Annotated in this window: 23 protein-coding genes and 3 tRNA genes; 11 read left to right on the top strand and 15 right to left on the bottom strand. The window is 63.7% G+C overall.

The genetic code is table 11. From position 1 onward, the window contains the following. Positions 1 to 60: 60 nt before the first annotated feature. The gene (locus tag ABMC89_RS03090) at positions 61 to 351 is read right to left on the bottom strand and encodes a hypothetical protein (RefSeq protein ID WP_349565076.1); all 291 of its coding nucleotides are present in this window, start codon (positions 349 to 351) and stop codon (positions 61 to 63) included. 608 nt (positions 352 to 959) lie between these two features. Here ABMC89_RS03090 and ABMC89_RS03085 point away from each other — a divergent pair. Beyond that, positions 960 to 2,711: an acetolactate synthase 3 large subunit gene (locus ABMC89_RS03085; RefSeq protein ID WP_349565074.1), complete on the top strand. Its 1,752-nt coding sequence runs from the start codon at positions 960 to 962 to the stop codon at positions 2,709 to 2,711. Positions 2,712 to 2,769: 58 nt separating this feature from the next. Here ABMC89_RS03085 and ABMC89_RS03080 read toward each other — a convergent pair whose 3' ends face one another. Beyond that, complete coding sequence (locus ABMC89_RS03080; protein WP_349565072.1) at positions 2,770 to 2,925, bottom strand: hypothetical protein; 156 nt, start codon at positions 2,923 to 2,925, stop codon at positions 2,770 to 2,772. A 162-nt stretch (positions 2,926 to 3,087) separates the two neighbouring features. Between ABMC89_RS03080 and ilvN the strand changes: the two genes are divergently transcribed. Further along, the gene (gene ilvN, locus ABMC89_RS03075) at positions 3,088 to 3,648 is read left to right on the top strand and encodes an acetolactate synthase small subunit (RefSeq protein WP_349565070.1); all 561 of its coding nucleotides are present in this window, start codon (positions 3,088 to 3,090) and stop codon (positions 3,646 to 3,648) included. A 6-nt stretch (positions 3,649 to 3,654) separates the two neighbouring features. On the opposite strand, the gene ABMC89_RS03070 is transcribed toward ilvN, so the two are convergent. Next, positions 3,655 to 4,137: a hypothetical protein gene (locus ABMC89_RS03070; protein WP_349565068.1), complete on the bottom strand. Its 483-nt coding sequence runs from the start codon at positions 4,135 to 4,137 to the stop codon at positions 3,655 to 3,657. A gap of 284 nt (positions 4,138 to 4,421) precedes the next feature. On the opposite strand from ABMC89_RS03070, the gene ABMC89_RS03065 reads away from it, so the two are divergent. Together ABMC89_RS03065 and ABMC89_RS03060 are read left to right on the top strand one after the other, a co-directional pair. After that, a complete protein-coding gene (locus ABMC89_RS03065) occupies positions 4,422 to 5,579 on the top strand; it encodes an aromatic ring-hydroxylating oxygenase subunit alpha (protein ID WP_349565066.1) in 1,158 nt (385 codons plus the stop codon). Next, the gene (locus ABMC89_RS03060) at positions 5,576 to 5,797 is read left to right on the top strand and encodes a hypothetical protein (protein WP_349565064.1); all 222 of its coding nucleotides are present in this window, start codon (positions 5,576 to 5,578) and stop codon (positions 5,795 to 5,797) included. The genes ABMC89_RS03065 and ABMC89_RS03060 overlap by 4 nt, the downstream gene beginning before the upstream one ends. A gap of 78 nt (positions 5,798 to 5,875) precedes the next feature. Here ABMC89_RS03060 and ABMC89_RS03055 read toward each other — a convergent pair whose 3' ends face one another. From ABMC89_RS03055 to ABMC89_RS03035, 5 genes are all read right to left on the bottom strand, one after another. Beyond that, on the bottom strand, positions 5,876 to 7,285 hold the full coding sequence (locus tag ABMC89_RS03055; protein WP_349565062.1) for an amidase: 1,410 nt from the start codon (positions 7,283 to 7,285) through the stop codon (positions 5,876 to 5,878). Between the two features lie 65 nt (positions 7,286 to 7,350). Beyond that, positions 7,351 to 8,475, bottom strand: a complete 1,125-nt coding sequence (gene prfB, locus ABMC89_RS03050; RefSeq protein WP_349565060.1) for a peptide chain release factor 2 — start codon at positions 8,473 to 8,475, stop codon at positions 7,351 to 7,353. A gap of 109 nt (positions 8,476 to 8,584) precedes the next feature. Beyond that, on the bottom strand, positions 8,585 to 11,125 hold the full coding sequence (locus tag ABMC89_RS03045; protein ID WP_349565058.1) for a penicillin-binding protein 1A: 2,541 nt from the start codon (positions 11,123 to 11,125) through the stop codon (positions 8,585 to 8,587). Between the two features lie 197 nt (positions 11,126 to 11,322). Continuing rightward, positions 11,323 to 12,537, bottom strand: coding sequence for an N-acetylmuramoyl-L-alanine amidase (locus tag ABMC89_RS03040; protein ID WP_349565056.1), 1,215 nt, complete (start codon positions 12,535 to 12,537; stop codon positions 11,323 to 11,325). Between the two features lie 75 nt (positions 12,538 to 12,612). After that, on the bottom strand, positions 12,613 to 13,755 hold the full coding sequence (locus tag ABMC89_RS03035) for a pyridoxal phosphate-dependent aminotransferase (protein WP_349565054.1): 1,143 nt from the start codon (positions 13,753 to 13,755) through the stop codon (positions 12,613 to 12,615). A 24-nt stretch (positions 13,756 to 13,779) separates the two neighbouring features. On the opposite strand from ABMC89_RS03035, the gene ABMC89_RS03030 reads away from it, so the two are divergent. Both ABMC89_RS03030 and ABMC89_RS03025 read left to right on the top strand, forming a co-directional pair. Continuing rightward, a complete protein-coding gene (locus ABMC89_RS03030) occupies positions 13,780 to 15,111 on the top strand; it encodes a M48 family metalloprotease (RefSeq protein WP_349565052.1) in 1,332 nt (443 codons plus the stop codon). Between the two features lie 4 nt (positions 15,112 to 15,115). After that, positions 15,116 to 15,859, top strand: coding sequence for a DsbA family protein (locus ABMC89_RS03025; RefSeq protein ID WP_349565050.1), 744 nt, complete (start codon positions 15,116 to 15,118; stop codon positions 15,857 to 15,859). Here the strand turns inward: ABMC89_RS03025 and ABMC89_RS03020 are convergent. Next, the gene (locus tag ABMC89_RS03020; RefSeq protein WP_349565048.1) at positions 15,808 to 16,785 is read right to left on the bottom strand and encodes a DMT family transporter; all 978 of its coding nucleotides are present in this window, start codon (positions 16,783 to 16,785) and stop codon (positions 15,808 to 15,810) included. The genes ABMC89_RS03025 and ABMC89_RS03020 overlap by 52 nt on opposite strands. Positions 16,786 to 16,847: 62 nt before the next feature. Then, positions 16,848 to 17,720 (bottom strand): glycosyltransferase family protein, encoded by an 873-nt coding sequence (locus ABMC89_RS03015; RefSeq protein WP_349565046.1) that lies wholly within the window; start codon positions 17,718 to 17,720, stop codon positions 16,848 to 16,850. An 81-nt stretch (positions 17,721 to 17,801) separates the two neighbouring features. Between ABMC89_RS03015 and ABMC89_RS03010 the strand changes: the two genes are divergently transcribed. Then, positions 17,802 to 18,590, top strand: coding sequence for a hypothetical protein (locus tag ABMC89_RS03010; protein ID WP_349565044.1), 789 nt, complete (start codon positions 17,802 to 17,804; stop codon positions 18,588 to 18,590). Positions 18,591 to 18,673: 83 nt separating this feature from the next. Here the strand turns inward: ABMC89_RS03010 and ABMC89_RS03005 are convergent. Beyond that, a tRNA-Asp gene (locus ABMC89_RS03005) sits at positions 18,674 to 18,750 on the bottom strand. A 63-nt stretch (positions 18,751 to 18,813) separates the two neighbouring features. Here ABMC89_RS03005 and ABMC89_RS03000 point away from each other — a divergent pair. Further along, positions 18,814 to 18,963: a hypothetical protein gene (locus ABMC89_RS03000; protein ID WP_349565042.1), complete on the top strand. Its 150-nt coding sequence runs from the start codon at positions 18,814 to 18,816 to the stop codon at positions 18,961 to 18,963. Positions 18,964 to 18,976: 13 nt separating this feature from the next. Here ABMC89_RS03000 and ABMC89_RS02995 read toward each other — a convergent pair. The 4 genes from ABMC89_RS02995 to ABMC89_RS02980 form a co-directional block, all read right to left on the bottom strand. Beyond that, positions 18,977 to 19,053 (bottom strand) — tRNA-Asp (locus tag ABMC89_RS02995). Between the two features lie 33 nt (positions 19,054 to 19,086). After that, positions 19,087 to 19,162 (bottom strand) — tRNA-Val (locus ABMC89_RS02990). Between the two features lie 42 nt (positions 19,163 to 19,204). Beyond that, positions 19,205 to 19,768, bottom strand: coding sequence for a histidine phosphatase family protein (locus ABMC89_RS02985; protein ID WP_349565040.1), 564 nt, complete (start codon positions 19,766 to 19,768; stop codon positions 19,205 to 19,207). A gap of 115 nt (positions 19,769 to 19,883) precedes the next feature. After that, on the bottom strand, positions 19,884 to 21,740 hold the full coding sequence (locus ABMC89_RS02980; RefSeq protein WP_349565038.1) for a sigma-54 interaction domain-containing protein: 1,857 nt from the start codon (positions 21,738 to 21,740) through the stop codon (positions 19,884 to 19,886). Between the two features lie 198 nt (positions 21,741 to 21,938). Between ABMC89_RS02980 and ABMC89_RS02975 the strand changes: the two genes are divergently transcribed. The 3 genes from ABMC89_RS02975 to ABMC89_RS02965 are packed head-to-tail and all read left to right on the top strand — an operon-like array spanning position 21,939 to position 25,077. Beyond that, on the top strand, positions 21,939 to 23,321 hold the full coding sequence (locus tag ABMC89_RS02975; protein ID WP_349565036.1) for a CmpA/NrtA family ABC transporter substrate-binding protein: 1,383 nt from the start codon (positions 21,939 to 21,941) through the stop codon (positions 23,319 to 23,321). Positions 23,322 to 23,324: 3 nt separating this feature from the next. Continuing rightward, the gene (gene ntrB, locus ABMC89_RS02970; RefSeq protein WP_349565034.1) at positions 23,325 to 24,158 is read left to right on the top strand and encodes a nitrate ABC transporter permease; all 834 of its coding nucleotides are present in this window, start codon (positions 23,325 to 23,327) and stop codon (positions 24,156 to 24,158) included. A 10-nt stretch (positions 24,159 to 24,168) separates the two neighbouring features. Then, positions 24,169 to 25,077 (top strand): ABC transporter ATP-binding protein, encoded by a 909-nt coding sequence (locus ABMC89_RS02965; protein ID WP_349565032.1) that lies wholly within the window; start codon positions 24,169 to 24,171, stop codon positions 25,075 to 25,077. The last annotated feature ends 5 nt before the right edge of the window (positions 25,078 to 25,082 follow it).

Here is a 25,082-nt window from a genome sequence, read left to right as displayed (position 1 = left end):
ACGCAAAAGGCCCGGATGTTTCCATCCGGGCCTGTTCGGTCAATCTGAACGCTGTGGCGCTTAGTTGTTTTCGTCTTCCGGCGGTGTCACTTCGATGCCCGGCACGGTGACTGTGCTTTCTTCCATCGAAACATCGACGTCCACGTCGGGTGTCTCCACGGTGACTTCCTCTTCGGTGAGGCCGACGCTGCCGACCTCGGCGTCGAATTCGGGCATGTTGCCTTCTTCGACCGAGACATTGACTTCTGGCAGCGATGCCTCTTCGGTCTGATCGATATCGACCATGTAGATGGCTGCACCTGCAACAAGTGCGACGACGACGATCCCGGCGACTGTCAATCCTGTCTTCATTGTTCTGTCCTTTCAATTACTTCCGGCCCGCGCTGCGGTCCGTGCTGTTGCAGAGAGAACGTCAACTCCCCCATGCGGGTTCCGAAAATTACGCGGCGTGATCCGCCCGGGCGGCGCCGGATGGCCGCTCGCGATACGCGCACTGCAAGAACACGGACGGCGATTTTTGCCACTCAGGCTCCCGCGGCCGGCCGGTGGTCCGCTCCGCATGCGCCCTCTGCCCGGCGGAAGTTTCTGCGCGTCCGACCGCGGTCCAAATCCGGCGTGTATTTGCCGAAAATGTCGGGGCGCGACAAAACGGCGCAACAATATGTCGCAGTTTTGTGACCCAGAGACATTAATTTCGCGAGATTGGCGGTTGACGCCGTTTTCCGACAACCATAATGTCGCCTCCATCAACGCGAGGAGAAACGGGTCATGTTGGACCTAGTCGTCATTGTAGGAAGCACGCGCATGGGCCGGTGACGGTAGACCATAATCGAACCCATGCGCCCCCGATCAAACATCGGGGGTTTTTTTATGCCCTCCCCCGGAACGACAGCCCCGCCACGACACAAACCGCCTGAAGAGGCACTATTGCCGGAAGCCAAGGACAAGGACCCGCAGACATGACACGCCAGATGACCGGAGCGAAGATGATCGTTCAAGCCCTGATAGATCAGGGCGTCGATACCGTATTTGGGTATCCCGGCGGTGCCGTCCTGCCGATCTACGACGAGATTTTCCAGCAAAACCACATCAAGCACGTATTGGTGCGCCACGAACAGGGTGCCGTGCACGCCGCCGAGGGGTATGCCCGCGCCACGGGCAAACCGGGTGTGGTTCTCGTGACCTCCGGTCCCGGTGCCACCAACGCGGTGACGGGCCTTACGGATGCGTTGATGGACAGTATCCCGATCGTGGTGCTGACCGGACAGGTGCCGACCTTCATGATCGGCTCGGACGCGTTTCAGGAGGCCGACACCGTTGGCATCACCCGTCCGTGCACCAAACACAACTGGCTGGTGAAGGAGACGGACCGGCTCTCTGGTGTGATCCACGAGGCGTTCCACATCGCCACCAACGGTCGGCCCGGTCCGGTGTTGGTCGATATTCCCAAGGACGTGCAATTCGCCTCGGGGACGTATCAGTCCAAAAAGCCGCAGCTGTCGCATTACCAGCCACAGCTCAAGGGCGACATGGAGGCGATCACCGAACTGGTCGAAGCCATCGAAAAAGCCAAGCGTCCGGTGTTCTACACCGGCGGCGGTGTCATCAACTCCGGTCCCGGCGCCAGCCAGCTTCTGCGCGAACTGGTCGAGGCGACGGGCTTCCCGATCACCTCGACGCTGATGGGGCTCGGCTCCTACCCTGCGTCGGGCGACAAATGGCTGGGGATGCTGGGGATGCACGGCACCTACGAGGCGAATATGTCGATGCACGACTGCGACCTGATGATCAACATCGGCGCGCGGTTCGACGACCGCATCACCGGCGTGGTCGAGAAATTCAGCCCCCGATCGACCAAGGCGCATATCGACATCGACCCAAGCTCGATCAACAAGGTCATCCGCGTGGACATCCCGATCATGGGCGACGTGGGTCACGTACTGGAAGATCTGCTGAAAGTCTGGAAGTCGCGCGGTCGCAAGACCAACAGCGAAGCGGTGGCCAAGTGGTGGACACAGATCGAGAAATGGCGCGCGGTCGACTGCCTGAAGTTCAAGCAGAGCGGTTCGACCATCAAGCCCCAGCACGCGATCGCGCGGCTTGAGGCGCTGACCAAGGACCACGACCGGTATATCTGTACCGAGGTGGGCCAGCACCAGATGTGGGCCGCGCAATACCTCGGATTTGAGGAACCGAACCGCTGGATGACATCCGGGGGCCTCGGCACCATGGGCTACGGCTTTCCCGCGTCGATCGGTGTGCAGATGGCGCATCCCGATGCGCTGGTCATCAACGTGGCGGGCGAAGCGTCGTGGCTGATGAACATGCAGGAGATGGGCACAGCCGTGCAGTACAACCTGCCGGTCAAACAGTTCATCCTGAACAACGAACGCCTCGGCATGGTGCGCCAGTGGCAGGAGCTGCTGCACGGCGAGCGTTATTCGCAATCCTGGTCCGAGGCCCTGCCCGATTTCGTGAAGCTGGCCGAAGCCTTCGGTGCCAAGGGGATCATCTGTTCGGATCCCGCCGATCTGGACGATGCGATCATGGAGATGATCAACCACGACGGTCCGGTGATCTTCGACTGTCTGGTCGAAAAGCACGAGAACTGTTTCCCGATGATCCCCTCGGGCAAGGCCCACAACGAGATGATCATGGGCGATGTGGACACATCGACCGCCATCGACGCCGAGGGCAAGGTGCTGGTGTGATCCGCACGGACCGTCCTTTTGCAAAGGCCCCCTCGCCGCATCACCGGCGGGGGCGCCGTCAGCCGGGCGCGTCGCTGTCGCAGCGGGTGCGGTCGGTCAGCGGATGTTCGCGGCCCGCGCTTGCGGTGCTGACGGGAATGGCACTGTCGCAGGGGTCATCGGCGAACACGTCGTCGAACCGCAACAGCGGCGATCTCTTGAAAAGCGAAAGCATCCCGAAAATTCCGCACACGTTACAGCCACCCCATCGTTCAATTTTCATTGCCGCAGAAACGAAAGGCAGGACGGTAATGTTTCAGCCCCAGTGCGAAACAGACTGTTCTCGTCCAAGGTTCAAACCCGCGTCCCTCTGCGCCGCCCCCGAAGGAGCTTCCCCATGTCCCCGCTAAAAATCAAAAAGGGTGCCAACAGCCACTCCGCCTACAACCTGCGCCCGGATTTCTCGGACGTGGAAGAACGCCATACGCTGGCCGTGTTGGTCGAGAACGAGCCGGGCGTGCTGGCCCGTGTGATCGGCCTGTTTTCGGGCCGTGGCTATAACATCGACAGCCTGACCGTGGCCGAGGTGGATCATACCGGCCACCTCAGCCGCATCACCATCGTCACCACCGGCACGCCGCAGATCATCGAACAGATCAAGGCGCAGCTGGGGCGCATCATCTCGGTGCGCGATGTTCACGACCTTACGGTCGAGGGCAAGGCGGTCGAACGCGAGCTCGCGATGCTCAAGGTTGCGGGCAGCGGCGACAAACGGGTCGAGGCGCTGCGTCTGGCCGATATCTTCCGCGCCAATGTGGTGGACAGCACGCTGGAAAGCTTCGTCTTCGAGATCACCGGCGCGCCGGACAAGATCGACGCCTTTGCCGATCTGATGCGGCCGCTCGGGCTGACCGAAATCGCCCGCACCGGCGTCGCGGCGCTGTCGCGCGGCGAATGATGGGGGTCAGTCGCGCTTCTTGCGCGGCAACCCGGTAAAGCGGAACGGGACGACGTTGCTGGGCCAGACCGGCCCGGCCTCCTGCGTCGTGGCGGCGGACGGATCGTCGTCGTCACCAAACTCATCCTCCTCGTCGTCGTCACCGAGGTCGTCCGGCACCGCCTGTCCGACGATTGCCTCGATCCGCTGGAACAGCGCGTTGACCTGACGGGGTTCCAGCTGTCGGGCAGCCTCGGCTATCAGGGTATCGGGCAGCGGAATTTCAGCCTTGCGCGGCGCAGGGTGCACGTCGACCGCCAGACGGTGTTCGACCACCAGTTCGATTTCGAAGGAAACAGTATCGCCGGTCCGGAGCCGCGGCGGCCCCACGTGAAAGGCGAGCGGCCCTTGATCAGCGCACCATATCACCGCCCTGCCCGCGTCTTCGTCGCTCCACAGCACCGCGCCCAGCATTTCAAAGCCTTTCCTGCCGGCGCACCCGCCCGGCATTCACCCTTCCACAGATATAGAATGTGACCCGCAATCAACAGATATGTTGGGATCACGCCGTTATTTGTCGTCATTCCCGCCCGCTCCGCGCCCGAAGCACATCGCTGAATTGAGCCCGATTTTTCCGACACACGCTTTGCTTGTGCCCGCCGTGTCTTTCGCGAATCACTCCCCATCCCACGCCGCACGGCACCCCCAAACGTGTCGCCCTTGGGAAACTTCCGTCGCGCATGGTCCGCTCCCGACGGCGCGGTTCTGCTAGGTTCAAAGCAGAGGAGACCGCCATGACATACGCGCCTACAGACATCTCTACTGTCCAGCAGCCGATCGCACGCGCCCACGGGCTGCCGAACGCCCATTACACCGATGCCGGTTGTTTCGCGGAAGAACGCGATGCGGTTCTCTTCGACAACTGGATGGGCCTGTGTGTCGCCGCCGATGTGCCCGAGGTGGGCGATGCGGTGCCCGTCGCGCTGATGGGTATGCCGCTTCTGGTGGTGCGCGACCGCGCCGGTCACGTTCGGGTGTTCCAGAACATCTGCCGCCACCGGGGCATGGTCCTTGTCGATGCCCCGCGCAAGATCGAGGGCGCGATCCGCTGCCCCTACCATTCGTGGTGCTACAGCACGGACGGGCGGCTGGTCAGCACGCCGCATGTGGGGGGCCCGGGGCGCAATACCCACGAAGGCATCGACCGCGCGCTTCTGGGTCTGATCGAAGTGCGCAGCCATATCTGGATGGATGTGGTTTTTGTGAACGTATCGGGCACCGCTGCCCCCTTTGAGGTGGCGAATGCGGATCTGATGGCCCGCTGGGCCGAGTTCGACAAACCGCTCTACCACGGAGGGGCCGACAGCCGGTTCCAGCTCACGCTCGCGGCGAACTGGAAGCTCGCAGTCGAGAACTATTGCGAAAGCTACCACCTGCCGTGGGTTCATCCCGGTCTGAACAGCTATTCGCGGCTGGAGGATCATTATCACATCGAAGTTCCCGGCCAGTATTCGGGTCAGGGGACGCTGGTCTACCGCCAACTCCGCGGCGAGGACGGCAGCCTTTTCGCGGATTTTGACGGGCTGAGCGACAAATGGGATACTGCGGCAGAATATGTGACACTCTTTCCCAACGTGCTTCTGGGTGTCCACCGCGACCACAGTTTCGCGATCATCCTCGTGCCCGAAAGCACCGAACGCACGGTCGAGAATATCCACATCTACTATGCCGCGCCGAAATCCGACCCCGATCTGCGGGCGCGCAACACCGAACAGTGGCAGGCGGTCTTCAAGGAGGACATCTTTGTGGTCGAGGGCATGCAGCGCGGCCGTCACGCCCCGGGGTTCGACGGCGGGCGCTTTTCGCCCGCGATGGACGGGCCCACGCATCTGTTTCACGACTGGGTCGCGGCACAGCTTGAACGACGGCGCACGGGCATGGCGGCGGAATGATCCCCCTCGATGCGCAGCTTCTGGCGGCGCATGAAGCGGGCGATCTGGCGGCACTGGTCACGCTTTACCGGCAGGCCGCCGAACAGGCGCTGGATCTGGATGCCGCGTGTTTCTACCTGACCCATGCCATGGTCTTTGCCCTTGAAGCCGGGGATCCGCAGGCCGACGAGCTGCGCGAACTGCTGATCGTGCAGGGCCGCGAAACCGCCCTCACCTAGCTGTGCAACGCGGCAGGTTACCGTCCCCCTGGCCCGCGCTACCCCGGCCCCACGGGGTCCGCGCGGCGCGTGGCAACGTCATACCGGCGGGGGCCGCGCGCCGGGCCAGTCGGTAGCCGCGTGCCATTGTCCGGCCAGTTGCAGCAGTCTGGCGTCGCTCATCCGTGGCCCAATCAGCTGGATGCCTGCCGGCAGCCCGTTCGCCCCGAAGCCCGCGGGAATATTGACGACCGGCAGGCCGATCAGTCCTGCGGGGATCACCACCTGCATCCAGCGGTGGTAGGTGTCCATCGGGCGGCCCGCGATCACCTCGGGAAAGACCCAGTTCACGTCGAAGGGCCACATCTGGGCGGACGGCAGTGCCAGCACGTCAAAGCTTTCGAACAGGCGCGTGCACCGGCGGAACCAGTCCGAGCGGATCTCGCTCGCGCGCTGGATCACGCCCGCGGTCATCGCGCGTCCGCGTTCGATTTCCCAAACTGCTGCCGGTTTGAGATAGCCGCGCCGCGCCGGATCGTCATAGATCGGCCCCAGCCCGCCGGCCACGGCGAAGGACCGCAAATCGGTCCACGACTGCCACAGCGCGTCCATGTCGAAAGGCGCCTCCAGCGCCGAGACACGGTGCCCCAGATCGCGCAGCCCGTTCATCGCGTCCTGCGAAATCTCTTCGATCCCCTCTTCCAGCGGCAGGGCCCCGTTCCAGTCGCCCAGATAGCCGATGCGCAGCTTTTTCGGGGCCTTGGCGACGGTGGTGAGGGTCTTGCGCCCCGCCCATGTCAGCGGCTGGCGTGGGTCAGAGCCGATCATCGTGTCCAGAAGCGCCGCCAGATCGCCGGGGCTGCGCGCCATCGGCCCGTTCGTGGACAATTGGTGCAGGAACAGATCGCCCTCGGCCTCGGACGGGACGGTGCCCCAGGTGGGGCGCATGCCGTAGACATTGTTCCAGCCCGCCGGGTTGCGCAGGCTGCCCATCATGTCCGACCCGTCCGCAACGCTCAGCATTCCTGTGGCCAGCGCCACCGCCGCCCCGCCCGATGATCCGCCCGCGCTGCGTGTTGTATCGTAGGGGTTGAGCGTGGCCCCGTGCACCGGGTTGAACGTATGCGATCCGAGACCGAATTCCGGCGTGTTCGTCTTGCCGATGATGATTGCGCCCGCCTGACGCAACCGTGCGACCATGATGTCGTCGGTTTCGGCAATCTCTCCGTCGAAGAGCGGCGATCCCCGCGACGTCGGCAGGCCCGCCGCGTTCGACAGGTCCTTGATCGCGATCGGTATGCCGTGCAGCCAGCCGCGCCGCGGGCCGCTGTCGGCCTCGCGCGCCTCCGCACGCAGACGGTCGCCGTCGCGCAGGCTGACGATCGCGTTCACGGTGCCGTTCACGGCCTCGATCCGCGCCAGTGTGGCGTCCATCAACTCCTCAACCGAGAAGTCACCCTGATCCAGCGCGGCCGATTGCGCCAGCGCATCCATTTTCAATATATCCATGGCTGCAGAAAACCACGGGTGGCCCTACCCGCGCAATCCCCGTCGCGCATGCGACGGGTGCGGATCTACTCGCCCTGTGCCTCGGCGCGGCTTTTGCCGGAGACCGCAAGCGCCAGCGTGGCGCCCATCAGCCCGTCAAGGTTGCCATCGAGCACGCCCTTGGTATCGGAAGTCTCGTAATTCGTCCGCAGGTCTTTGACCATCTGGTAGGGTTGCAGCACGTAGGAGCGGATCTGGTTGCCCCAGCCTGCGTCACCCGCGCTTTCGTGGGCCTCGTTCACGAGGGCCGAGCGTTTGTCCAACTCCATCTGGTAGAGCCGCGATTTCAGCGCCTTCATGGCGATATCGCGGTTCTGGTGCTGCGACTTCTCGGAGGAGGTCACCACAATGCCCGTGGGATGGTGCGTGATCCGCACGGCGGAGTCGGTGGTGTTGACGTGCTGGCCGCCCGCGCCCGAGGAGCGGTAGGTGTCGATGCGGATGTCGGAGGGGTTCACCTCGATCTCGATATTGTCGTCGACGACCGGATAGACCTTCACCGAAGTGAAGGACGTGTGCCGCTTGGCCGCGCTGTCGAAGGGGCTGATCCGCACCAGCCGGTGCACGCCGCTTTCGGATTTCAGCCAGCCGTAGGCGTTGTGGCCCTCGATCTTGTAGGTCGCGGATTTGATCCCGGCCTCTTCGCCGGCGCTCTCGGCCTGAAGCTCGACCTTGTAGCCCTTCTTTTCCGCCCAGCGGACGTACATGCGCGCCAGCATCGACGCCCAGTCGCAGGACTCGGTCCCGCCCGCACCCGCGTTGATCTCGAGGAAGGTATCGTTGCTGTCCGCCTCGCCGTTCAGCAGCGCTTCGAGCTCTTTCTGGGCGGCTTTCTTGGCCAGTGCCTTCAGCGTTGCCTCGGCTTCGGCGATGACTTCCTCGTCGCTTTCCATCTCGCCGAGTTCGATCAGGTCGATGTTGTCCTGCAGGTCGGTCTTGATGCCTTCGTAGGTGTCGATCGCATCGACCAGCGCCTGACGTTCGCGCATCAGCTTTTGCGCCGCCTCGGGATCGTCCCACAGGTTGGGATCCTCGACACGGGCGTTGAATTCCTCCAGCCGGTACTGGGCGGTCTCGACGTTCAGACGCTGGGCCAAAAGCTCAAGCGACTTGCGGATTTCCTCGACGGTGTTCTGTGCTTCTGCGCGCATTTCGGCCTCTCATTCGGTCCCCTCCGAATAGACCAGCGCGCGGGGCGCGGCAAGCGGTTGGATCACCGGCGCGACAGGGCGGAAGGCACCGCCGCGCCGCCGCTGCCGGTCAGTACAGGCCGCCCGAGCTGAGCGTGCCGAAGCCCGCCTTCGGCCCGACCACGGCCTTGCGGCCCGTGGATGTGGTGACCTGACGTCCGCCACCGCCGAGTTCGTCCACCAGCGGCAGATCCGCCCCCATGGCAAAGCCGCCGTCGAAGGTGATGCCGAAGATCGGCGTTTCGCCTTCGCGGAAACATTCCGACACGACGTTGGCACCTGAGGCATTGTCGCTCAGACGCGCGCCCGAAAAGCGGTCGATGTTGATGAACTGGCACCCGTCGGGGACCTGGAACTTGCCGCCACCGTATTTCTGCACGGCCTTGGACATGAACCGCTGGAACACAGGCCCGCACATGCCGCCGCCCGAGGCGCCGCTGCCCATGCTGCGCGGCTGGTCATAGCCGATGTAGCAGCCCGCGACGATGTTGTTCGTGAAGCCGATGAACCACACGTCCTTCGCGTCGTTGGTCGTGCCGGTCTTGCCCGCGGTCGGCACGCCCAGATCGACCGCCTTGCGGGCCGTGCCACGCTCGACCACGCCGCGCATCATCGAAGTCAGCTGGTAGGCGGTGACCGGGTCCATCACCCGCTCGCGGTTGGAGACGACACGCGGCGCGGTGCCCGCAGGCAGCGTCGGCAGCGCGCAATCGTTGCACACGCGCTTGTCGTGTTTGTAGACGGTCCGCCCGTAGCGGTCCTGCACCCGGTCAACCAGCGTCGGTTCGACCCGTTCGCCGCCGTTGGCGAACATCGCGTAGGCCGCGACCATCTGGTAGAGCGTCGTTTCCTGGGATCCCAGCGCGTTGGCCAGCACCGGTGACAGGTTCTCGTAGACACCGAAGCGTTCGGCGTATTCGCCGACCACGTCCATGCCGACCTCTTGCGCCAGCCGGATGGTCATCAGGTTACGCGACTGTTCGATCCCTGTGCGCAGCGGGGTCGGCCCGTAGTACCGGTTCGACGCGTTCTTGGGCCGCCAGACACCCTGCGGTGTGTTGATCTCGATGGGCGCGTCCACAACAATTGTCGCCGGGGTATAGCCGCTGTCGAGCGCCGAGGCATAGACGAAGGGCTTGAAGCTCGATCCCGGCTGGCGCTTGGCCTGTGTCGCACGGTTGAAGACGCTGTCCTGATAGCTGAAGCCGCCCTGCATCGCGATGACGCGGCCGGTGTTGACGTCCATCGCCGCGAAGGCGCCCTGCACTTCCGGCACCTGCCGCAGTGTCCAGCGGATGAAACTGCCGTCCGCGTCGGTCACCATGCGGCGCACCAGCACCACATCGCCCACCGATACCAGATCGCCGCGATTGCCCAGCTTGCCGTTCTCCAGCCGCGGGCGGGCCCATTCCATGTCGTTCGGCGGAACCCAGTTGCCGCCCTCTTCGGTGGGCGTATCCTCGATCCCCAGACGTGCGCCCTTTGCGCCGACTTCGAGAACCACCGCCGGATACCATTGCGTTTCAAGGAAGATGTCGCGCGGCACGCGGGTATCGGCCAGTGCATCGCGCCACGCCTGTTCGCTTTCCAGCGCGGAAGCGGGCAGCGTCAGGCCGGTGCCGCGCCAGACGCCCTGCCCGCGGTCGAATTGCTCAAGCTGGCGGCGCAGCGCTTCTGCGGCGATCGGCTGCATCTCGTTGTCGATCGTGGCGCGCACGGTCAGCCCGCCGGTAAAGAATTCGCCCTCGCCGAAATCTTCGGACAGCTGGCGGCGGATTTCATCCGTGAAATAGTCGCGCGGCGGCAGCTCTGCCTTGAAGCTTTCGAAATCGCCGTTCTGGACCGACCGCAGCGGCGCGGCGCGCTCGCGCTGGTAGACCGCTTCGGTGAGATACCCGTTTTCCTTCATCTCGCGCAGAACGAAGTTCCGCCGCGCCAGCAGACGGTCCTTGCGGCGCACCGGATGGTAATCCGACGGGGCCTTGGGCAAGGACGCAAGGAACGCCGCCTCATGCGGCGCCAGTTCGCCCAGCGTCTTGTTGAAATAGGTCTGGCTGGCCGCCGCCACGCCATAGGAGTTCTGACCCAGAAAGATTTCGTTCAGGTAGAGTTCGAGGATCTTTTCCTTGTCGAGGGTTTCTTCCAGACGCGCGGCAAGGATGATTTCCTTGATCTTGCGTTCCGCGCGGCGGTCACCGGACAGAAGGAAGTTCTTCATCACCTGCTGGGTGATCGTCGACGCACCGCGCACGTCGCGGCCGCGCGATTTCACCGCGTCCACCGCCGCCGCACCGATGCCGCGCAGATCGTAGCCGTCGTGCTGGTAGAAATTCTTGTCCTCGGCCGAGATGAACGCCTGTTTCACCAGATCCGGAATCGTGTTGGCCGGTGCGAAAAGGCGGCGTTCGGTCGCGAATTCGTCAATCAGCTTGCCCTGACCGGAATAGATCCGGCTGATCGTCGGCGGCGTGTACTGGGCGAGGGATTCGTGACTGGGCAGGTCGCGCCCGTACATCCAGAAGACGGCACCGATGGTCAGCGCGACCATGCCGACAGACATTGTCAGAGTGGTAAAGATCCCTCCGAAGAAGGACAGGATAAAACGAAACACCGCGCGCAGCTCCTTGAAACGGCTGACTGTAGTCAAAAACCTATAGCCGCTGCGACCGGCAGGGTCAAAACAAGCCTTGGCCGAAACCCGCGATATTTCGCCCAGTAACCCCATGAAAAGAGCGTATTGGCCCCCGCCGGATCACGATCTGTTGACAATGTGCCGGCTCCGGCGTGCGGTGCGCCTTGCAGGCGCGACTACTGGCGGACCAGTGCGGCGCGTGCGGCGTCTTCGTCGCGCCAGCGCAGGATGCCGCGCGCCATGCCTTCGGCCATGCCCTGCCGCCAGACCGGATCGCGCAGGTTCGCCAGATCGCGTTTCGAGCTCAGAAACCCGATCTCGACCAGCACCGAAGGAATATCCGCCGACTTCAGGACCGAAAAACCGGCCCGCCTGAGGGGCCGCCGGTTCATCGGGCCGCCCGCCTCTTTCATGCCCGCAGCCAGCGTTTGCGCCAGCGCTTCGGAGCGTGGTTCGGTCTCCTGGCGGGCCAGATCCAGCAACACGCCGGCCACCTGATCGTCCGATCCGGTCAGATCGGCACCGGCGATGATATCCGACCGGTCGTGGCGCGCCGCAAGGTGTTCTGTCGCCGCGTCGGATGCTTCTTCGGATAGGGTATAGACCGTGGCTCCCTTCGCGCCGCCCTCGCTGAGGCTGTCGGCATGGAGCGACAGGAACAGATCGCCCCGCGCCTGATGTGCGATCGCGACACGGCTTTCGAGGGCGACGAAAATATCGTCGTCGCGGGTCAGGATCGCCTCTACTCCCGCGCGGCGGAGCGTATCGGCCAGCAGCCGCGCAAAGCTCAGCATCAGGTCCTTTTCGGCCACGCCCTCGGCCTCGGCGCCGGGGTCGATGCCGCCGTGGCCGGGGTCGATGACCACGACGAAACGGTCGTCCTGCGGATCGGGCGGCGGCGCGGGTTGCAGGAAGGCGGGCGCCCAGTTCGGGTCCGCAGGCGCGCCGGCGGCTGCGGCAAAGTCTTCGGGCGCCACCGATTTCAGGCTGATCTCAAGCACCGCGCGGCCATCGTCGCGGCCGACGGGCATCCCGATCTCGACCGGCAGCATCGGTTCGGACAGCTGCGCCACCAGCCGTGACCAGCCGGGCTGGAACGCGCCGAAACGCAGCGCCGCGATCCTGCCGGGCTCGGCCAGCAGGTCGGATTCGCTTACGCCGCTGAAATCTGCCTCGCGGAAGTCGACGATCAACCGCGCGGGATCGTCGAGCGTGAAGACCCGGAACGGCACCCCCTGGCTGAGATGCAGTCTCAGCGTGCTGCGCCCGAACCAGCCGTCCTCGACCGTGCTGGCGGCGGGATCGACGCGCGCCAGCGCCAGCATTTCTTGCGCCGATACCTGCGGTATCAGGCCCAATACACAGATAAGGCTGAGGAAAACGCGTTTCATGGCTGCTCTGACGGTCTGGGTTTTAACGGGGCCGTTTGGCGCAGCATAACATCCGCGCGCGGCACGATCCAGCGTTCAGCGCGCGTCCATGAACCGCTTCAGGCGTGCCAGACCTTCCTCGATGTCCGCGGTGCTGCGGGCGTAGGAAAACCGCAAGGTCCGATGCCCGCGAACGGGATCGAAATCTAGACCCGGTGTGACGGCCACACCCGCCTTTTCCAGAATCTCGGCGGCCAGTGCGCGGCTGTCGTCGGTGATGTCGCTGACGTCCGCATAGACATAGAAGGCGCCGTCGGGCGGCGCGATGCGGGTAAATCCGGCCTTCGGCAACCCGTCGAGCATCAGCGCGCGGTTGGCGCGGTAGACATCCATATTGGCTTGCAATTCATCGTCGCAATCCATCGCGGCAAGGGCCGCGACCTGACTGGCGTGGGGGGCGCAGATGAACATGTTCTGCGCGATCCGCTCGACCACGCGGACCTGTTCCTCGGGGACTACCATCCAGCCCACGCGCCATCCGGTCATCGAGAAATACTTCGAGAACGAGTTGATCACATAGGCCTCGTCGGTGATTTCAAGCGCTGTCACGGCTTTCTTCTCGTATTCGATCCCGTGATAGATCTCGTCCGAGATGAAGGACGTGCCGCTTGCCGCACAGGCGTCGATCAGCGCCTTCATCGCGGGACGGTCCAGCATCGTACCCGAGGGATTGGCGGGGGATGCCACCATCAGCCCCGCCAGATCCAGTCCGGCGAAATCGTCAGGAACCGGTTGCAGACGGTTTTCCGGTGCGGTTTGCAGATCGACAGGCACCATCCCCAGCGCCCCGAGGATCTGGCGATAGCTCGGATAGCCCGGCGCGCCGATGCCCACCCTGTCGCCACTGTCGAAAAGCGCGGTAAAGGCGAGGATGAACCCCCCCGATGATCCGGGCGTGATCACCACCCGCGCGGGATCGAGATCGACATTGTACCAGTCGCCGTAGAGGCGTGCGACACGTGCGCGCAGGGCGGGCAGACCCAGCGCCACGGTATAGCCCAGCGGGCCCTCGTCCATCGCGCGCGCAAGCGCTTCGGTCGCGGCCCTGGGCGCACCGGTGCCGGGCTGCCCGACCTCCATGTGGATGATGTGGCGGCCTGCCGCTTCGGCGTCGGCGGCGGCTTGCATGACATCCATCACAATAAAGGGATCGACACGGGATCGGCTTGAATTTCGCATCACGGGCCTCCTAGAGTACGCACCATGCGGTTTCATCCCATTCACCGGCTGGCGTCAATGCTGGCCATCGTCTTGACGCTGGCGTTCGCCGCTCCGGCGCAATCGGCGTCGCTGCTGCGTGACGCCGATCTGGAATACGCGCTGGACCGTCTGGCCGCGCCGATCCTGCGCGCGGCGGGGCTGAGCCCCGGCCGGGTCAAGGTGCTGGTGGTCAATGACAGCAGTCTCAACGCCTTCGTGGTCAGCAACGACGCGATCTTCATCCACTACGGGCTGATCAACAAACTCGACACCGCAGCGATGCTGCAGGGGGTGATCGCGCATGAGGCCGCCCATATCGCCAACGGGCACATCACGCGGCGTCTGACCAACCTTGCCAATACGCGCACCATTGCGGGCCTTGGCCTTGCGCTGGCGTTGGCCGCGGCGGCATCCGGCAGCGGAGAGGCCGCGGGCGGCATTGCGCTCGGCACGGCCAGTTCGGCGCAGCGGTCGTTCCTGAGCCACACCCGGGCCGAGGAAGCCTCGGCAGACCAGTCCGGCGTGCGCTACATGCGCTCTGCGGGGGCATCGCCCGAGGGGCTTTTGGAAACGCTGAAGGTATTCGAGGGACAAGAGGCGCTGAGCGTCGGACGACAGGATCCCTACCTGCGCAGCCACCCGCTGAGCCGCGACCGCGTGCGCGCGGTGGCGGGCTATGTCGCGAGCTATGGCGCGCTGCCGCCCGATGCCACGGCGGAATACTGGTTCGCGCGTCTCAAGGGCAAGCTCACGGCCTATACCCGTGCGCCGTCCTGGACGCTGCGGCGGCTGGGTTCGGAGCGTTACGCCGATGTGCGTCTGCTGCGCGAGGCGATCGCCCATCACCGCAATTCACGGACCCAGAAGGCGCTGGCAGCGATCGACCGCGCCATCGCCGCGCGCCCCGATGATCCGTTCCTGCGCGACCAGAAAGGCCAGATCCTGCTCGAGACGCGCAATTTCGGCGCCGCGATCAACGCCTACGCCAGCGCCGTGCAGCGCGCACCGAACAATCCGCTGCTTCTGTCGGGGCTGGGGCGTGCGCAACTGGCCGGCGGACAGGTGAAGAATGCCCTGCAAACGCTTGAAAAATCACGCAGCGCCGATACCCGCGACAGCTCCATGCTGCGCGATCTGGCCACCGCCTACGCCAAGACCGGCCAGACGGGCATGGCCGCCCTGACGACCGCTGAACGCTTCGCCCTTCAAGGCCGGCTGAAAGATGCCGGCATCCACGCCAAACGCGCAACAGGCCTGCTGGCCACGGGCTCGGGCCCTTGGCAGCGGGCACAGGATGTGCTGATTGCAGCCGAACGCGCCGCAAAACGAAAGTGAGCCCATGAAACGTCTGACCGCCACTACCGCCCTGATCTGCGCCCTTGCCCTGCCCGCCGGTGCAGCCGACCTCAAGGAAATGACCGACGAGGAACGCGCGCTGTTCCGCGCCGAGGTCCGCGCCTATCTGTTCGAGAACCCCGAAGTCATCATGCAGGCCGTCGATATCCTGCGCGAACGTGAGGCCGCCGCGCAGGAACAGGCCGATGTATCGCTGGTGACCGAAAATGCCGACGCGATTTTCAACGACGGATTTTCCTTCGTCGGCGGCAATCCCGAGGGCGACATCACCCTGGTCGAATTCCTCGACTACCGCTGCGGCTATTGCAAGCGCGCCCACTCCGAGGTGGCCGAGTTGCTGGAGAGCGACGGCAACATCCGCTGGATCGTCAAGGAACTGCCGATTCTGGGGGAGGCATCCGTGCTCGCCTCGCGGTTTGCCGTGGCGGTAAAACAGGTGTCGGGCGGCGAGAGCTACATGGCCGTGCATGACGCGCTGATGAGCTTTAACGGGGACATCACCATGCCCACGCTGCGCCGTCTGGGCAGCACCTTCGGCCTCGATATGGACGCGATCGAAGCGCGGATGCAAAGCGACGAGGTCACCGCCGAGATCGCGCGCACCCGCGAGCTGGCCAGCGCCTTGCAGATCACCGGCACGCCGACCTTCGTGATGGAAGACGAGCTGCTGCGCGGCTACCTGCCGCTGGACCAGATGCGCCTGATCGTCGAGGACAAACGCGGGTAACCGCCGCGCCGCTCGCGCAGGAATACATAGATCCCGGCGGCCACGATGATGGCCGCCCCGACAAACACCAGCGGTTGCGGCCATTCGCCAAAGACCGTCCAGCCCCAGAACAGCGCGAAGAGCAGCAGTATATATTCGAACGGGGCCACCGTGGCGGCATTGGCCAGCCTGTAGGCCTGCGAGATCGTGTATCCAACCACAGCCGATGTCAGACCCAATCCGATGAACGGGGCCCAGTCGCCCTCGGCGGGCCAGACCCACGGGCGCAGGAGGAACACGAGGCTGTCGTTGGCCCCTTCCTTCAGGAACTGCCCCTGCCCCGCCACGGCAAAGACCGCAAGGCTGACCACCAGAAACGCCGCCTGCGCGTAGAAGGCCAGTGCCGACGCGCGCGCCTCGCGGCCCAGCATGCGCGTCAGCACCGCCATAAGCGCGTAGCAACTGGCCGCGATCACTGGCAGCAACGCCAGCCAGCCAATCGCGTCCGCACCCCGCATCTGCGGCGCAAGCATCACCAGAACCCCGACGAATCCGGCCAGAATCGCCAAAATCCGGCGCAGTCCGATTCGCTCGCCCAGGATCGGCACGGACAGCAGAGACACCAGAAGCGGTGCCACGAAATAAAGCGCATTGGCGGTCGCCAGCGGCATGGTCACGAAAGCGGCGTAGAAAATCGTATTCGCCCCCACCAGCAGTGTCGCCCGCAGAAGATGCAGGCCGGGCGCGCGGGTTTTCAGCAAGTGCCAGCCACCTTCCCACCGCAGCAGCGCGAGTGTGAAGACCAGACCGATGGCGGTGCGCACAAACACGATCTGGTGCAGCGGATAGCCACCCGACAGCGCCTTGATCAGCATGTCGTTCAGCGAAATGGCGAACATCGCGCAGATCATGCACAGGATGCCGAGCTGGGCAGAGGGGAGCGTCATCGAAAGGCCCTTTCGATCTGGTTCTGGTGTCGGATAGCGGAGAAGGCGCGGCCTGCGGCGCTCTAGATCACCCCCCTGAAGCGGTCCGGCAGGCGATACTGGGTGTTCAGGCTGGGCCGGTTGAATTCGTAATACCCGGTCTCTCCGCGCGGCTTGAACGATCTTTGCATCTTGCGGCGCATCATCGAGAAATCGAAGCCGTCCTGCATGTCGAGGTCCGCGAAGGCCTCGAATGTCGCGCGGTCCTCGCCGCGCGCCTCGGAAAACCAGTGGCGTCCGATGGCCGTGTCCTTGATCCCGCCCCCGATCTCTTCGGTAACCGCGTTCCGGCGGTTCATCGCATCGGCGTATTGGGCGAAATCACAGAACTTGAGGTGAAAGAGATAAAGCTCGTCGGGCGTATGCAGCTTGGGGTGCTGCGCGAAATGCCCGCCCCGCGCCAGCTTCGACGCGGTGGAGACGATGCAGGGTTTGGAATAATGCGGCGCGGGGCGCACGTGCATGCGCGGCCCGATGATACGGTCCGTGATCGGGGCCTCCTCGATGTCGATGCGGTGGATGACCTCGAGCCCCAGTGGCGTAAAAACCCGCTTGGTCGGCGCTGTTTCTAGAAACTCCAGCAGGGTCTTGCCCGCGTCCGGATCGACCACCACCAGTTCGTCCACGTCGCCCACGATCACGTGGCGGTAGTACTTACGCAGGCCCTGCAAGAGCCCGTTCAGCAGGCCCCACCGCTTGACGTCGAAGCTTTTGTGCGGATCGCCGGGGATGCCGATGATATTGCACCCTTTTGCCAGCTCGGCCACGTCCTCGCCGTAGCCGTGATTGACGACATAGCAGTTGTGACGGCCCAGCATGTCGCCGTAGTGGCGCAACCACGCTTTGAGAAAAAATGCGTCGTCGCGCACCATCGTAACCGCCGCTGCCGTCTGCATGCCTGTTCCTCTTTTCATTCAGCGGCGAATTCGCGATGCTTCGCCTTGCGAGGATTTAGCCGTGCAGGACGTAAAATGACAATGGTAGAGACAAATACCGTCCCTGATTACGAGGCGATGGCCCGCAACATGGCCAAACGCGGGTGGCATTTCCACAAGCACGCCGACGGCCCCTTCGACCGCTTTCAGGTGATGGGCGAACGCGGCTGCGGCACCAATATCCTGCGCAAAAGCATCAACCGCAGCCTCGAGATCACGCGCACCGAGGCATTGGGATGGAAACACGGATTTCCTGTCATGGTGGGCATCCCCACCGATTTCCTGACGATCTGCGTGGTACGCAACGCGAAATCCTGGGCGCAGTCGCTTTACAAACGACCGTGGCACGCGGACCCGATCGTTCAGCAGCGACCCTTCGCGGAATTTCTGCGTGGCGAGTGGATCGGCCAGATCGACCAGAGCGATCATTTCGAACTGGTCCACCGGCAATTGCGTCCCGAAGGCCACGAGCTGCAATGGGATCGCCACCCGCTGACCGGCCAGCGGTTTCGCAACATCTTCGAGATGCGCAATCTCAAACATCGCGGGCTGCTGAGTTTCCTCAATCGCGGCACGTCGGTGGCCTTTGTCCAGCTGGAAGTGTTCAACGCCGACCCTCGCGGCTTTCTCGACGCGCTGGCAGAGGCGTATGGCCTTGTCTGGACCGAAGAAGGGTTCGTGCCCGTGCGGCGCCGGATGGGCAACCTGTGGAAGGCCGCCGTCCCGCGCGAGGACCCGCCGGAGACATGGGCGCGCGCGGACCTGATGTTCATGCGCGACCAGCTCGAGCCGCAGATCGAGCGGTTCATGGGGTACGACGCAGAAGCCTGACCGCAGGCGCGCGCCGGCCCCCATCGGCCTATTGTCCTGAAACGAAAAAAGGCCTCCCGAAGGAGACCTTTTTCAGGCAGCGGTGGCGCGGTTGACGGGGCTCGAACCCGCGACCCCCGGCGTGACAGGCCGGTACTCTAACCAACTGAGCTACAACCGCCCGCTGCATCGCTGTTGGCCGTGGCCGCCAGCGCGTGAGAGGCGGGATATTGCAAGGCCGGGGATGCGTCAAGCGCTTATCTGGCGGTTGCAGGATTTCTTTGCGCCTGCTTTCGCGCCATGGGTCGAAATCGGCGAATGCGCCACGCGTCTGCGCTTGCGGGGCACGGCCCTCGCGGGCGCAATCTTCTTCGCGACGGCATCAATGTGGTGAAAAAGGAAAACAGTGGCGCGGTTGACGGGGCTCGAACCCGCGACCCCCGGCGTGACAGGCCGGTACTCTAACCAACTGAGCTACAACCGCGCATCTGTTTTCGCCGCCCCGAAGGAAGGCATATGGTGGGTCGTGAGAGGCTCGAACTCCCGACATCTTCGGTGTAAACGAAGCGCTCTACCAACTGAGCTAACGACCCGGTGGGGTGCGGTTTAGACAAAGCCCGCGCGCATGGCAAGCCTCATTCGAGACGATTTTGCACACCGTTGGAAATGTGGAAAACAACGCCCTGCCCGCCGTCCACATCCGCGACACCCGCGCGGCCCAGCCCGAGTGCTATGGCGCGGATCATGCGCGACGTCATACCGTGTGTTACAAGGACCGTGGGCCGGTCCAGACGCTGCAGCAGCAACCGGCACCGCGCTTCGAGTGCGGCGAATCCCTCGCCCTCCGGGGCCTGTTCGTAAAGCTCGAATCCTTCAATCGGGACGGGCCACGTTGCCGCGATGTCGTCGCGGCGGCGACCGGCCCATGCGCCTACACCGATTTCACGCAGCAGCGGCTCGGACCGGATCGGTCCGCGCCCTGCCAGCGCGGTCCGCGCGGTTTCCCATGCGCGGCCTTGCGGGCTTGACCGCAGATCGGCCCCCGACAGGTCGATATTGCGCAGAATGCCGGCCTGACGCGCCGCCTGTGCGCGGCCTTCCGTGGTCAGCGCGGAATCAAGATGGCCCTGCAAACGCCCCTCGGCGTTCCACGCCGTCTCGCCGTGGCGCAATACATAGAGATCGGGATAGCGGGTCATCGGGTCGGCCTAGCGTGTCGGGAGATGGGAAGAGAATGACAAGGATCGCCCCGCCTGTTGTAGTGTGGACGCGCCGCAGCGGTATCTCCTGCGCCTCGAGCCCGGCTGCCCTCCTCTACCAATCCTCGCGCCCCAGACCAAGCTTTTGCAACCGCGAATAAAGCGTCGTCGGACGGATGCCCAGCAGCGCCGCGGCGCCTTCCTTGCCCGATACCTTTCCGCCCGCCTCTTTCATGCAGGCAATGGTGTTGGCGATGCGAATCTGTTCGATATCGGCTTCGGTCAGCAGCGTTGACGCGGAGCGGACCGAGGCTGCGGCCTCTTTCTGGATTTCGACCAGCAGCTTGTCGGACTGGGACACGATGGCCGCGCGTTCTATGACATTCGCCAGTTCGCGGACGTTGCCGGGCCAGTCGTACTGGCGCAGCTTGCGCATCGTGCCGCCCGTTACCACAGGGACCTTCCGGCCCAGCTTGCGGCAGGCGATGCGCAGCAGATGTACCGTCAGGATCGGGATGTCTTCGGGGCGCTCGCGCAGCGGCGGGCAAGAGATCGGGAAGACGTTGAGATGCAGCAGCAGGTCCTGCCGCAGACGGCCCGCCTGCACCTCGCGCTCCACGTCGCGGCTGCTGGAGGCGATGATGCGCAGATCAAGGTTGCGCAGGCGGTCATCGCCCAGCCGCGTCACCTCGCGGCTTTGCAGCGCGTCGAGAAGATGGCCCTGGATCTCGACCGGGATATCGCAGATCTCGTCGATGAACAAAGTGCCGCCGTGGGCAAGCTCAAGCTTGCCGGGACGGTCTTTGAGCGCTCCGGCGAACGCCCCCCTCACCTGCCCGAAAAGTTCGCTCTCGATCTTTTCGGGGCTGATCGCGCCGGCCTTGAAGTGGATCATCGGGCGGCGTTTGCGGGGGCTGTCGCTGTGAATCGCCGAGGCCACCAGCGATTTGCCGACACCGCTTTCGCCGCGCACGAAAACGCTGGTGTCCGTGGGCGCCACCATTTCGATCTGCGACACGATCCGCCGGATGGCATCCGAGCGTCCGATGATATCGTGATGGGCGCGTTCGATGCTGATCGCCTCCTGCAGATAGGCGTTCTCTTCCTCCAGCTGGTCGCGCAGCGCCGCGACCTCGTCCATCGCTTCGCGTAGCTTGCGTTCGTTTTCCCACCGTTCGGTGATGTCGCGGAAGATCACCACAGCCCCGACCAGCTGCACCCCGTCGTAGATCGGGGTCGAGACATATTCGACGCGGATGGGTTTGCCGTCCTTGCGCCAGAACACCTCGTCTTCGATGCGGTTGACCTGCTCGTAGCGGAACGACTGGTAGATCGGGCATTCGTGCGACGGGTATTTCTCACCGCTGAGGTGGTGGTGGTGAATCATCGTGTGGATGTCGCGGCCCAGCAGGTCCTCGGTGGTCCAGCCCAGCATTTCCTGCGCGGCGCGGTTCACGAAGGTGGTCTTGCCGTCCGCGTTGACGCCATAGATCCCCTCTCCCGCCGCATTCAGGATCAGCTGGTTCTCGCGCTCGAGGTCGGCGAAAAAATTCTGCGCGCGCTGCCATTCGATCAGGCCGCTCTTGTAATAGCTCGTCGCCGCCGCCTCTGCCGCGTGCCGTTCGATCCGCGCGAGATCGAGCAGGTTCAACAAAAGCACACGGCGGCCCGCGCTGGTCGTGATGCGGCCCGACAGTTCACAATCCAGCCGGTCGCCGCCAGCGGATTGAAGCGCCACCTGCCGCGTCCACGCGGCGCCGCGATGCTCCGCTTCGGAGATGAAGACGACGAAATCCGCCATCCCCTCGGCCACGAGGCGGCCAAAACGCGACCCGACCAGCGCCGCATCGGCGAAGAGCGTGAGCGCCTCGTCCGTGGCAGCAAGAATGCGGTCGGTCGCAAGGTCAATCAGCAGCGTCGGGCCGAAGGCACCGGCGAGCAGTGAATCATATCTGGGCTCTGCAAAGGTCATGCCCTATCGGGTGCGATTCAGCCGCGCACCGCAATACGAAAAATCGTAATTTACGATTATTCGTAACGCACTTTCACCCCGAAACGCCCTAGGTGTCTGTTTTTATGCATTTTTACCAAAACCTGAATTTTCGGCAATTTCGTTCAACTGGTCTGCTTCAAGTTGCACTCTCATCCTACCCAACGATGGAGCATCACCATGACAATGAAATCACTCGGCAATCCCTTCTCAGCGAAATCCGATCTGCGGCACGGGGCGGATTGCAGCTGTCACAGCTGTAGCACTGCCGCACCCGAAGTCGACGACAGCGTCGATCTGACCACGTCGGAAGGGATGCTCGAACGCGCTGTCGAAAGCGCCATCGTTCGCTCCGTCTTTGGCCAGAGCGATATCGGACGCCGGTCGTTCATGGGAATGATGGGCGGATCGACCGTTGCCGCGGCACTCGCTTCGGTGTTTCCGATCAACGAAGCCAAGGCCGCGATCCTCGACAACCTCGGGCCCCCGGAAAAAACCGACCTCAACATCGGCTTCGTCCCGATCACCTGTGCGACGCCGATCATCATGGCCCAGCCGTTGGGATTCTACGAACGCTACGGCCTGAATGCACAGGTCATCAAGACTGCCGGTTGGGCGGTTGCCCGCGATAAATCGCTCAATGGCGAATATGACGCCAGCCACATGCTGACACCGATGCCATTGGCGATGACGCTGGGCGCGGGATCCGTGGCCGAGCCCTACATCATGCCCGCGGTCGAGAACATCAACGGCCAGGCGATCGTGCTCTCGAACGAACACCTCGACAAGCGCGACCCGAGCCAGTGGAAGGGCTTCACCTTCGGCGTGCCTTTCGAATACTCGATGCACAACTTCCTGCTGCGCTATTACGTGGCGGAATTCGGGCTGGACCCCGATGTCGATATCCAGATCCGCGTGGTGCCGCCGCCAGAAATGGTCGCCAACCTGCGGGCAGGCAACCTCGACGGCTATCTGTCGCCCGACCCGTTCAACCAGCGCGCGGTCTACGAGGGCATCGGCTTCATCCACATCCTGACCAAGGAAATCTGGGAAGGTCACCCCTGCTGCGCCTTCGCCGCACCGTTGTCTTTCGCTCAGGAGCTGCCCAACACCTACGGCGCGCTGTTGAAGTCGATCATCGACGCCACGCAATACGCCTCAGCCCCGGAAAACCGCAAGGAAATCTCGGCCGCGATTGCACCGACGAACTACCTCAACCAGCCTGTGACGGTGATCGAACAGGTGCTGACCGGCACCTATGCCGACGGTCTGGGCGAGGTGAAGCAGGTGCCCGACCGGATCGATTTCGATCCCTTCCCGTGGCATTCCATGGGTGTGTGGATCCTCACCCAAATGAAGCGCTGGGGCTATATCGAAGGGGATGTGGACTACAAGGGTGTGGCCGAGCAGGTCTATCTGGCCGCCGACTGCCGCAAGGTGATGGAGGATCTGGGCTACGAAGCGCCGGACGTCACCTACAAGTCGCACATGATCATGGGCAAATCCTTTGATCCCGCGACCCCCGAAGCCTACGTCGACAGCTTTGCGATCAAGAAAGGGTAAGGGATGTACACGTTATCCCTTAACCAACGCGCGGCGCTGTTGTCGGTTGTCATGCTCGTGGTCGGCCTCCTGATATGGGAGGCCGCCATTCCCGGCCAAAAGGCCGTCGGCGAGCTGACAGAATACGAACGTCTGACCGGCGCCGGCGCGCCGAAAGCCGGTGTACCACCGCCAAGCGATGTGATCGCCAAGGCGTGGGAACAGCTGAGCAACCCGTTCTACGATGCGGGTCCCAACGACAAGGGCATCGGGATCCAGATCGGCTATTCGATCTACCGCGTCCTGACCGGTTATCTTCTGGCCGCGCTTGTCGCCATTCCGCTGGGCTTCCTGATCGGCATGTCGCCTATTGCCTACAAGGCGCTCAACCCTTTCATCCAGGTGTTGCGACCGATTTCACCACTGGCATGGATGCCGCTGGCACTGTTCATCATCGGTGACAGCGAAGCATCCGCGATATTCGTGATCTTCATCTGTTCGATCTGGCCGATGCTGATCAACACCGCCTTCGGTGTCGCCGGGGTCCGCGCGGATTGGGTCAACGTGGCCCGAACCCACGAACTGGGCGCGCTGAAGACGGCCTTCACGGTCATCCTGCCTGCCGCTGCCCCCACCATCGTCACCGGAATGCGGATCTCGATCGGGATCGCGTGGCTGGTGATCGTCGCGGCAGAGATGCTCGTGGGGGGAACCGGCATCGGCTACTACGTCTGGAACGAATGGAACAACCTTGATCTGACGTCCGTCGTTTTCTCAATCCTCATGATCGGTGTCGTCGGCATGCTTCTGGACGCCATGTTCGGACTGCTGCAACGCCGCGTCGCCTACGTCGAATAAAGGACCATCCATGAAACCTTATCTGAGCATAGAAAACCTGACGCAGCGCTTTCCCGATGGCGCCGGCGGTGAGCTGACCGTATTCGAAGAAGCCACTTTCGGTGTCGAGAAAGGCGAGTTTGTCGTGATCCTCGGCCACTCGGGCTGCGGCAAATCCACGATCATGAACATCCTCGCCGGTCTTGCCGATCCGACAAGCGGCACGGTGATCATGGACGGGCAGGAAGTCAGGGGGCCCAGCCTCGACCGTGGTGTGGTGTTCCAGAACTATTCGCTCCTGCCGTGGCTGAGCACGCTCAAGAACGTCAGCTTCGGCGTGGCCGCGCGCCACCCGGAGTGGACGAAGGCGCAGGTCGCCGAACACTCGACCAAGTTCCTGTCGATGGTGGGGCTCGAGGGCGACGTGATCCACCGCAAACCCAGCCAGCTGTCGGGCGGCATGCGCCAGCGCGTGTCCATCGCGCGGGCCTTTGCCAACCACCCCAAGCTCTTGCTGCTGGACGAACCCTTCGGCGCGCTCGACGCGCTGACGCGCGGCACCATTCAGGACGAGCTTCTGAAGATCTGGGGCCAGATGGAGCAGACCGTCTTCATGATCACCCACGACATCGACGAGGCGATCCTGCTGGCCGACCGCATCCTGCTGATGACGAACGGACCGCAAGCGCGTGTCGCCGAAAGCGTTGAGATTACCATTCCGCGTCCGCGCAGCCGGACCGAGATCGTCGAGCATCCCAACTACTACGCGATCCGCAACCATCTCGTTCAGTTCCTCGGCAAGCGCTCGAAAGAGCTGTCCGGCCAGCCCACCGAGCCGGGCCAGACCAACAAGCCCGAAACTGTGCGGATCGACAAGACAACGACCGCCACCGACGACCCCGAGGACACACGACCCGCCTTGCGCGCGGTGAACACATAAGACCC

Source organism: Sulfitobacter sp. HNIBRBA3233 (assembly GCF_040149665.1).
In the GTDB taxonomy this organism is placed as follows: domain Bacteria; phylum Pseudomonadota; class Alphaproteobacteria; order Rhodobacterales; family Rhodobacteraceae; genus Sulfitobacter; species Sulfitobacter marinivivus.
The sequence above is the reverse complement of the archived record's forward strand: the minus strand, read 5'-3'. Positions and strand labels throughout refer to the sequence as shown.

Coding starts and splice junctions, on each gene's coding strand:
- ABMC89_RS03080 (WP_349565072.1), bottom strand. CDS start 2,925: ATGCTTTCGCTTTTCAAGAGATCGCCGCTGTTGCGGTTCGACGACGTG.
- prfB (WP_349565060.1), bottom strand. CDS start 8,475: ATGCGCGCAGAAGCACAGAACACCGTCGAGGAAATCCGCAAGTCGCTT.
- ilvN (WP_349565070.1), top strand. CDS start 3,088: ATGTCCCCGCTAAAAATCAAAAAGGGTGCCAACAGCCACTCCGCCTAC.
- ntrB (WP_349565034.1), top strand. CDS start 23,325: ATGTACACGTTATCCCTTAACCAACGCGCGGCGCTGTTGTCGGTTGTC.
- ABMC89_RS02980 (WP_349565038.1), bottom strand. CDS start 21,740: ATGACCTTTGCAGAGCCCAGATATGATTCACTGCTCGCCGGTGCCTTC.
- ABMC89_RS03020 (WP_349565048.1), bottom strand. CDS start 16,785: ATGACGCTCCCCTCTGCCCAGCTCGGCATCCTGTGCATGATCTGCGCG.
- ABMC89_RS02965 (WP_349565032.1), top strand. CDS start 24,169: ATGAAACCTTATCTGAGCATAGAAAACCTGACGCAGCGCTTTCCCGAT.
- ABMC89_RS03085 (WP_349565074.1), top strand. CDS start 960: ATGACACGCCAGATGACCGGAGCGAAGATGATCGTTCAAGCCCTGATA.
- ABMC89_RS03065 (WP_349565066.1), top strand. CDS start 4,422: ATGACATACGCGCCTACAGACATCTCTACTGTCCAGCAGCCGATCGCA.
- ABMC89_RS02975 (WP_349565036.1), top strand. CDS start 21,939: ATGACAATGAAATCACTCGGCAATCCCTTCTCAGCGAAATCCGATCTG.
- ABMC89_RS03070 (WP_349565068.1), bottom strand. CDS start 4,137: ATGCCGGGCGGGTGCGCCGGCAGGAAAGGCTTTGAAATGCTGGGCGCG.
- ABMC89_RS03055 (WP_349565062.1), bottom strand. CDS start 7,285: ATGGATATATTGAAAATGGATGCGCTGGCGCAATCGGCCGCGCTGGAT.
- ABMC89_RS03040 (WP_349565056.1), bottom strand. CDS start 12,537: ATGAAACGCGTTTTCCTCAGCCTTATCTGTGTATTGGGCCTGATACCG.
- ABMC89_RS03035 (WP_349565054.1), bottom strand. CDS start 13,755: ATGCGAAATTCAAGCCGATCCCGTGTCGATCCCTTTATTGTGATGGAT.
- ABMC89_RS03030 (WP_349565052.1), top strand. CDS start 13,780: ATGCGGTTTCATCCCATTCACCGGCTGGCGTCAATGCTGGCCATCGTC.
- ABMC89_RS03025 (WP_349565050.1), top strand. CDS start 15,116: ATGAAACGTCTGACCGCCACTACCGCCCTGATCTGCGCCCTTGCCCTG.
- ABMC89_RS03015 (WP_349565046.1), bottom strand. CDS start 17,720: ATGCAGACGGCAGCGGCGGTTACGATGGTGCGCGACGACGCATTTTTT.
- ABMC89_RS02985 (WP_349565040.1), bottom strand. CDS start 19,768: ATGACCCGCTATCCCGATCTCTATGTATTGCGCCACGGCGAGACGGCG.
- ABMC89_RS03060 (WP_349565064.1), top strand. CDS start 5,576: ATGATCCCCCTCGATGCGCAGCTTCTGGCGGCGCATGAAGCGGGCGAT.
- ABMC89_RS03090 (WP_349565076.1), bottom strand. CDS start 351: ATGAAGACAGGATTGACAGTCGCCGGGATCGTCGTCGTCGCACTTGTT.
- ABMC89_RS03000 (WP_349565042.1), top strand. CDS start 18,814: ATGCGTCAAGCGCTTATCTGGCGGTTGCAGGATTTCTTTGCGCCTGCT.
- ABMC89_RS03010 (WP_349565044.1), top strand. CDS start 17,802: ATGGTAGAGACAAATACCGTCCCTGATTACGAGGCGATGGCCCGCAAC.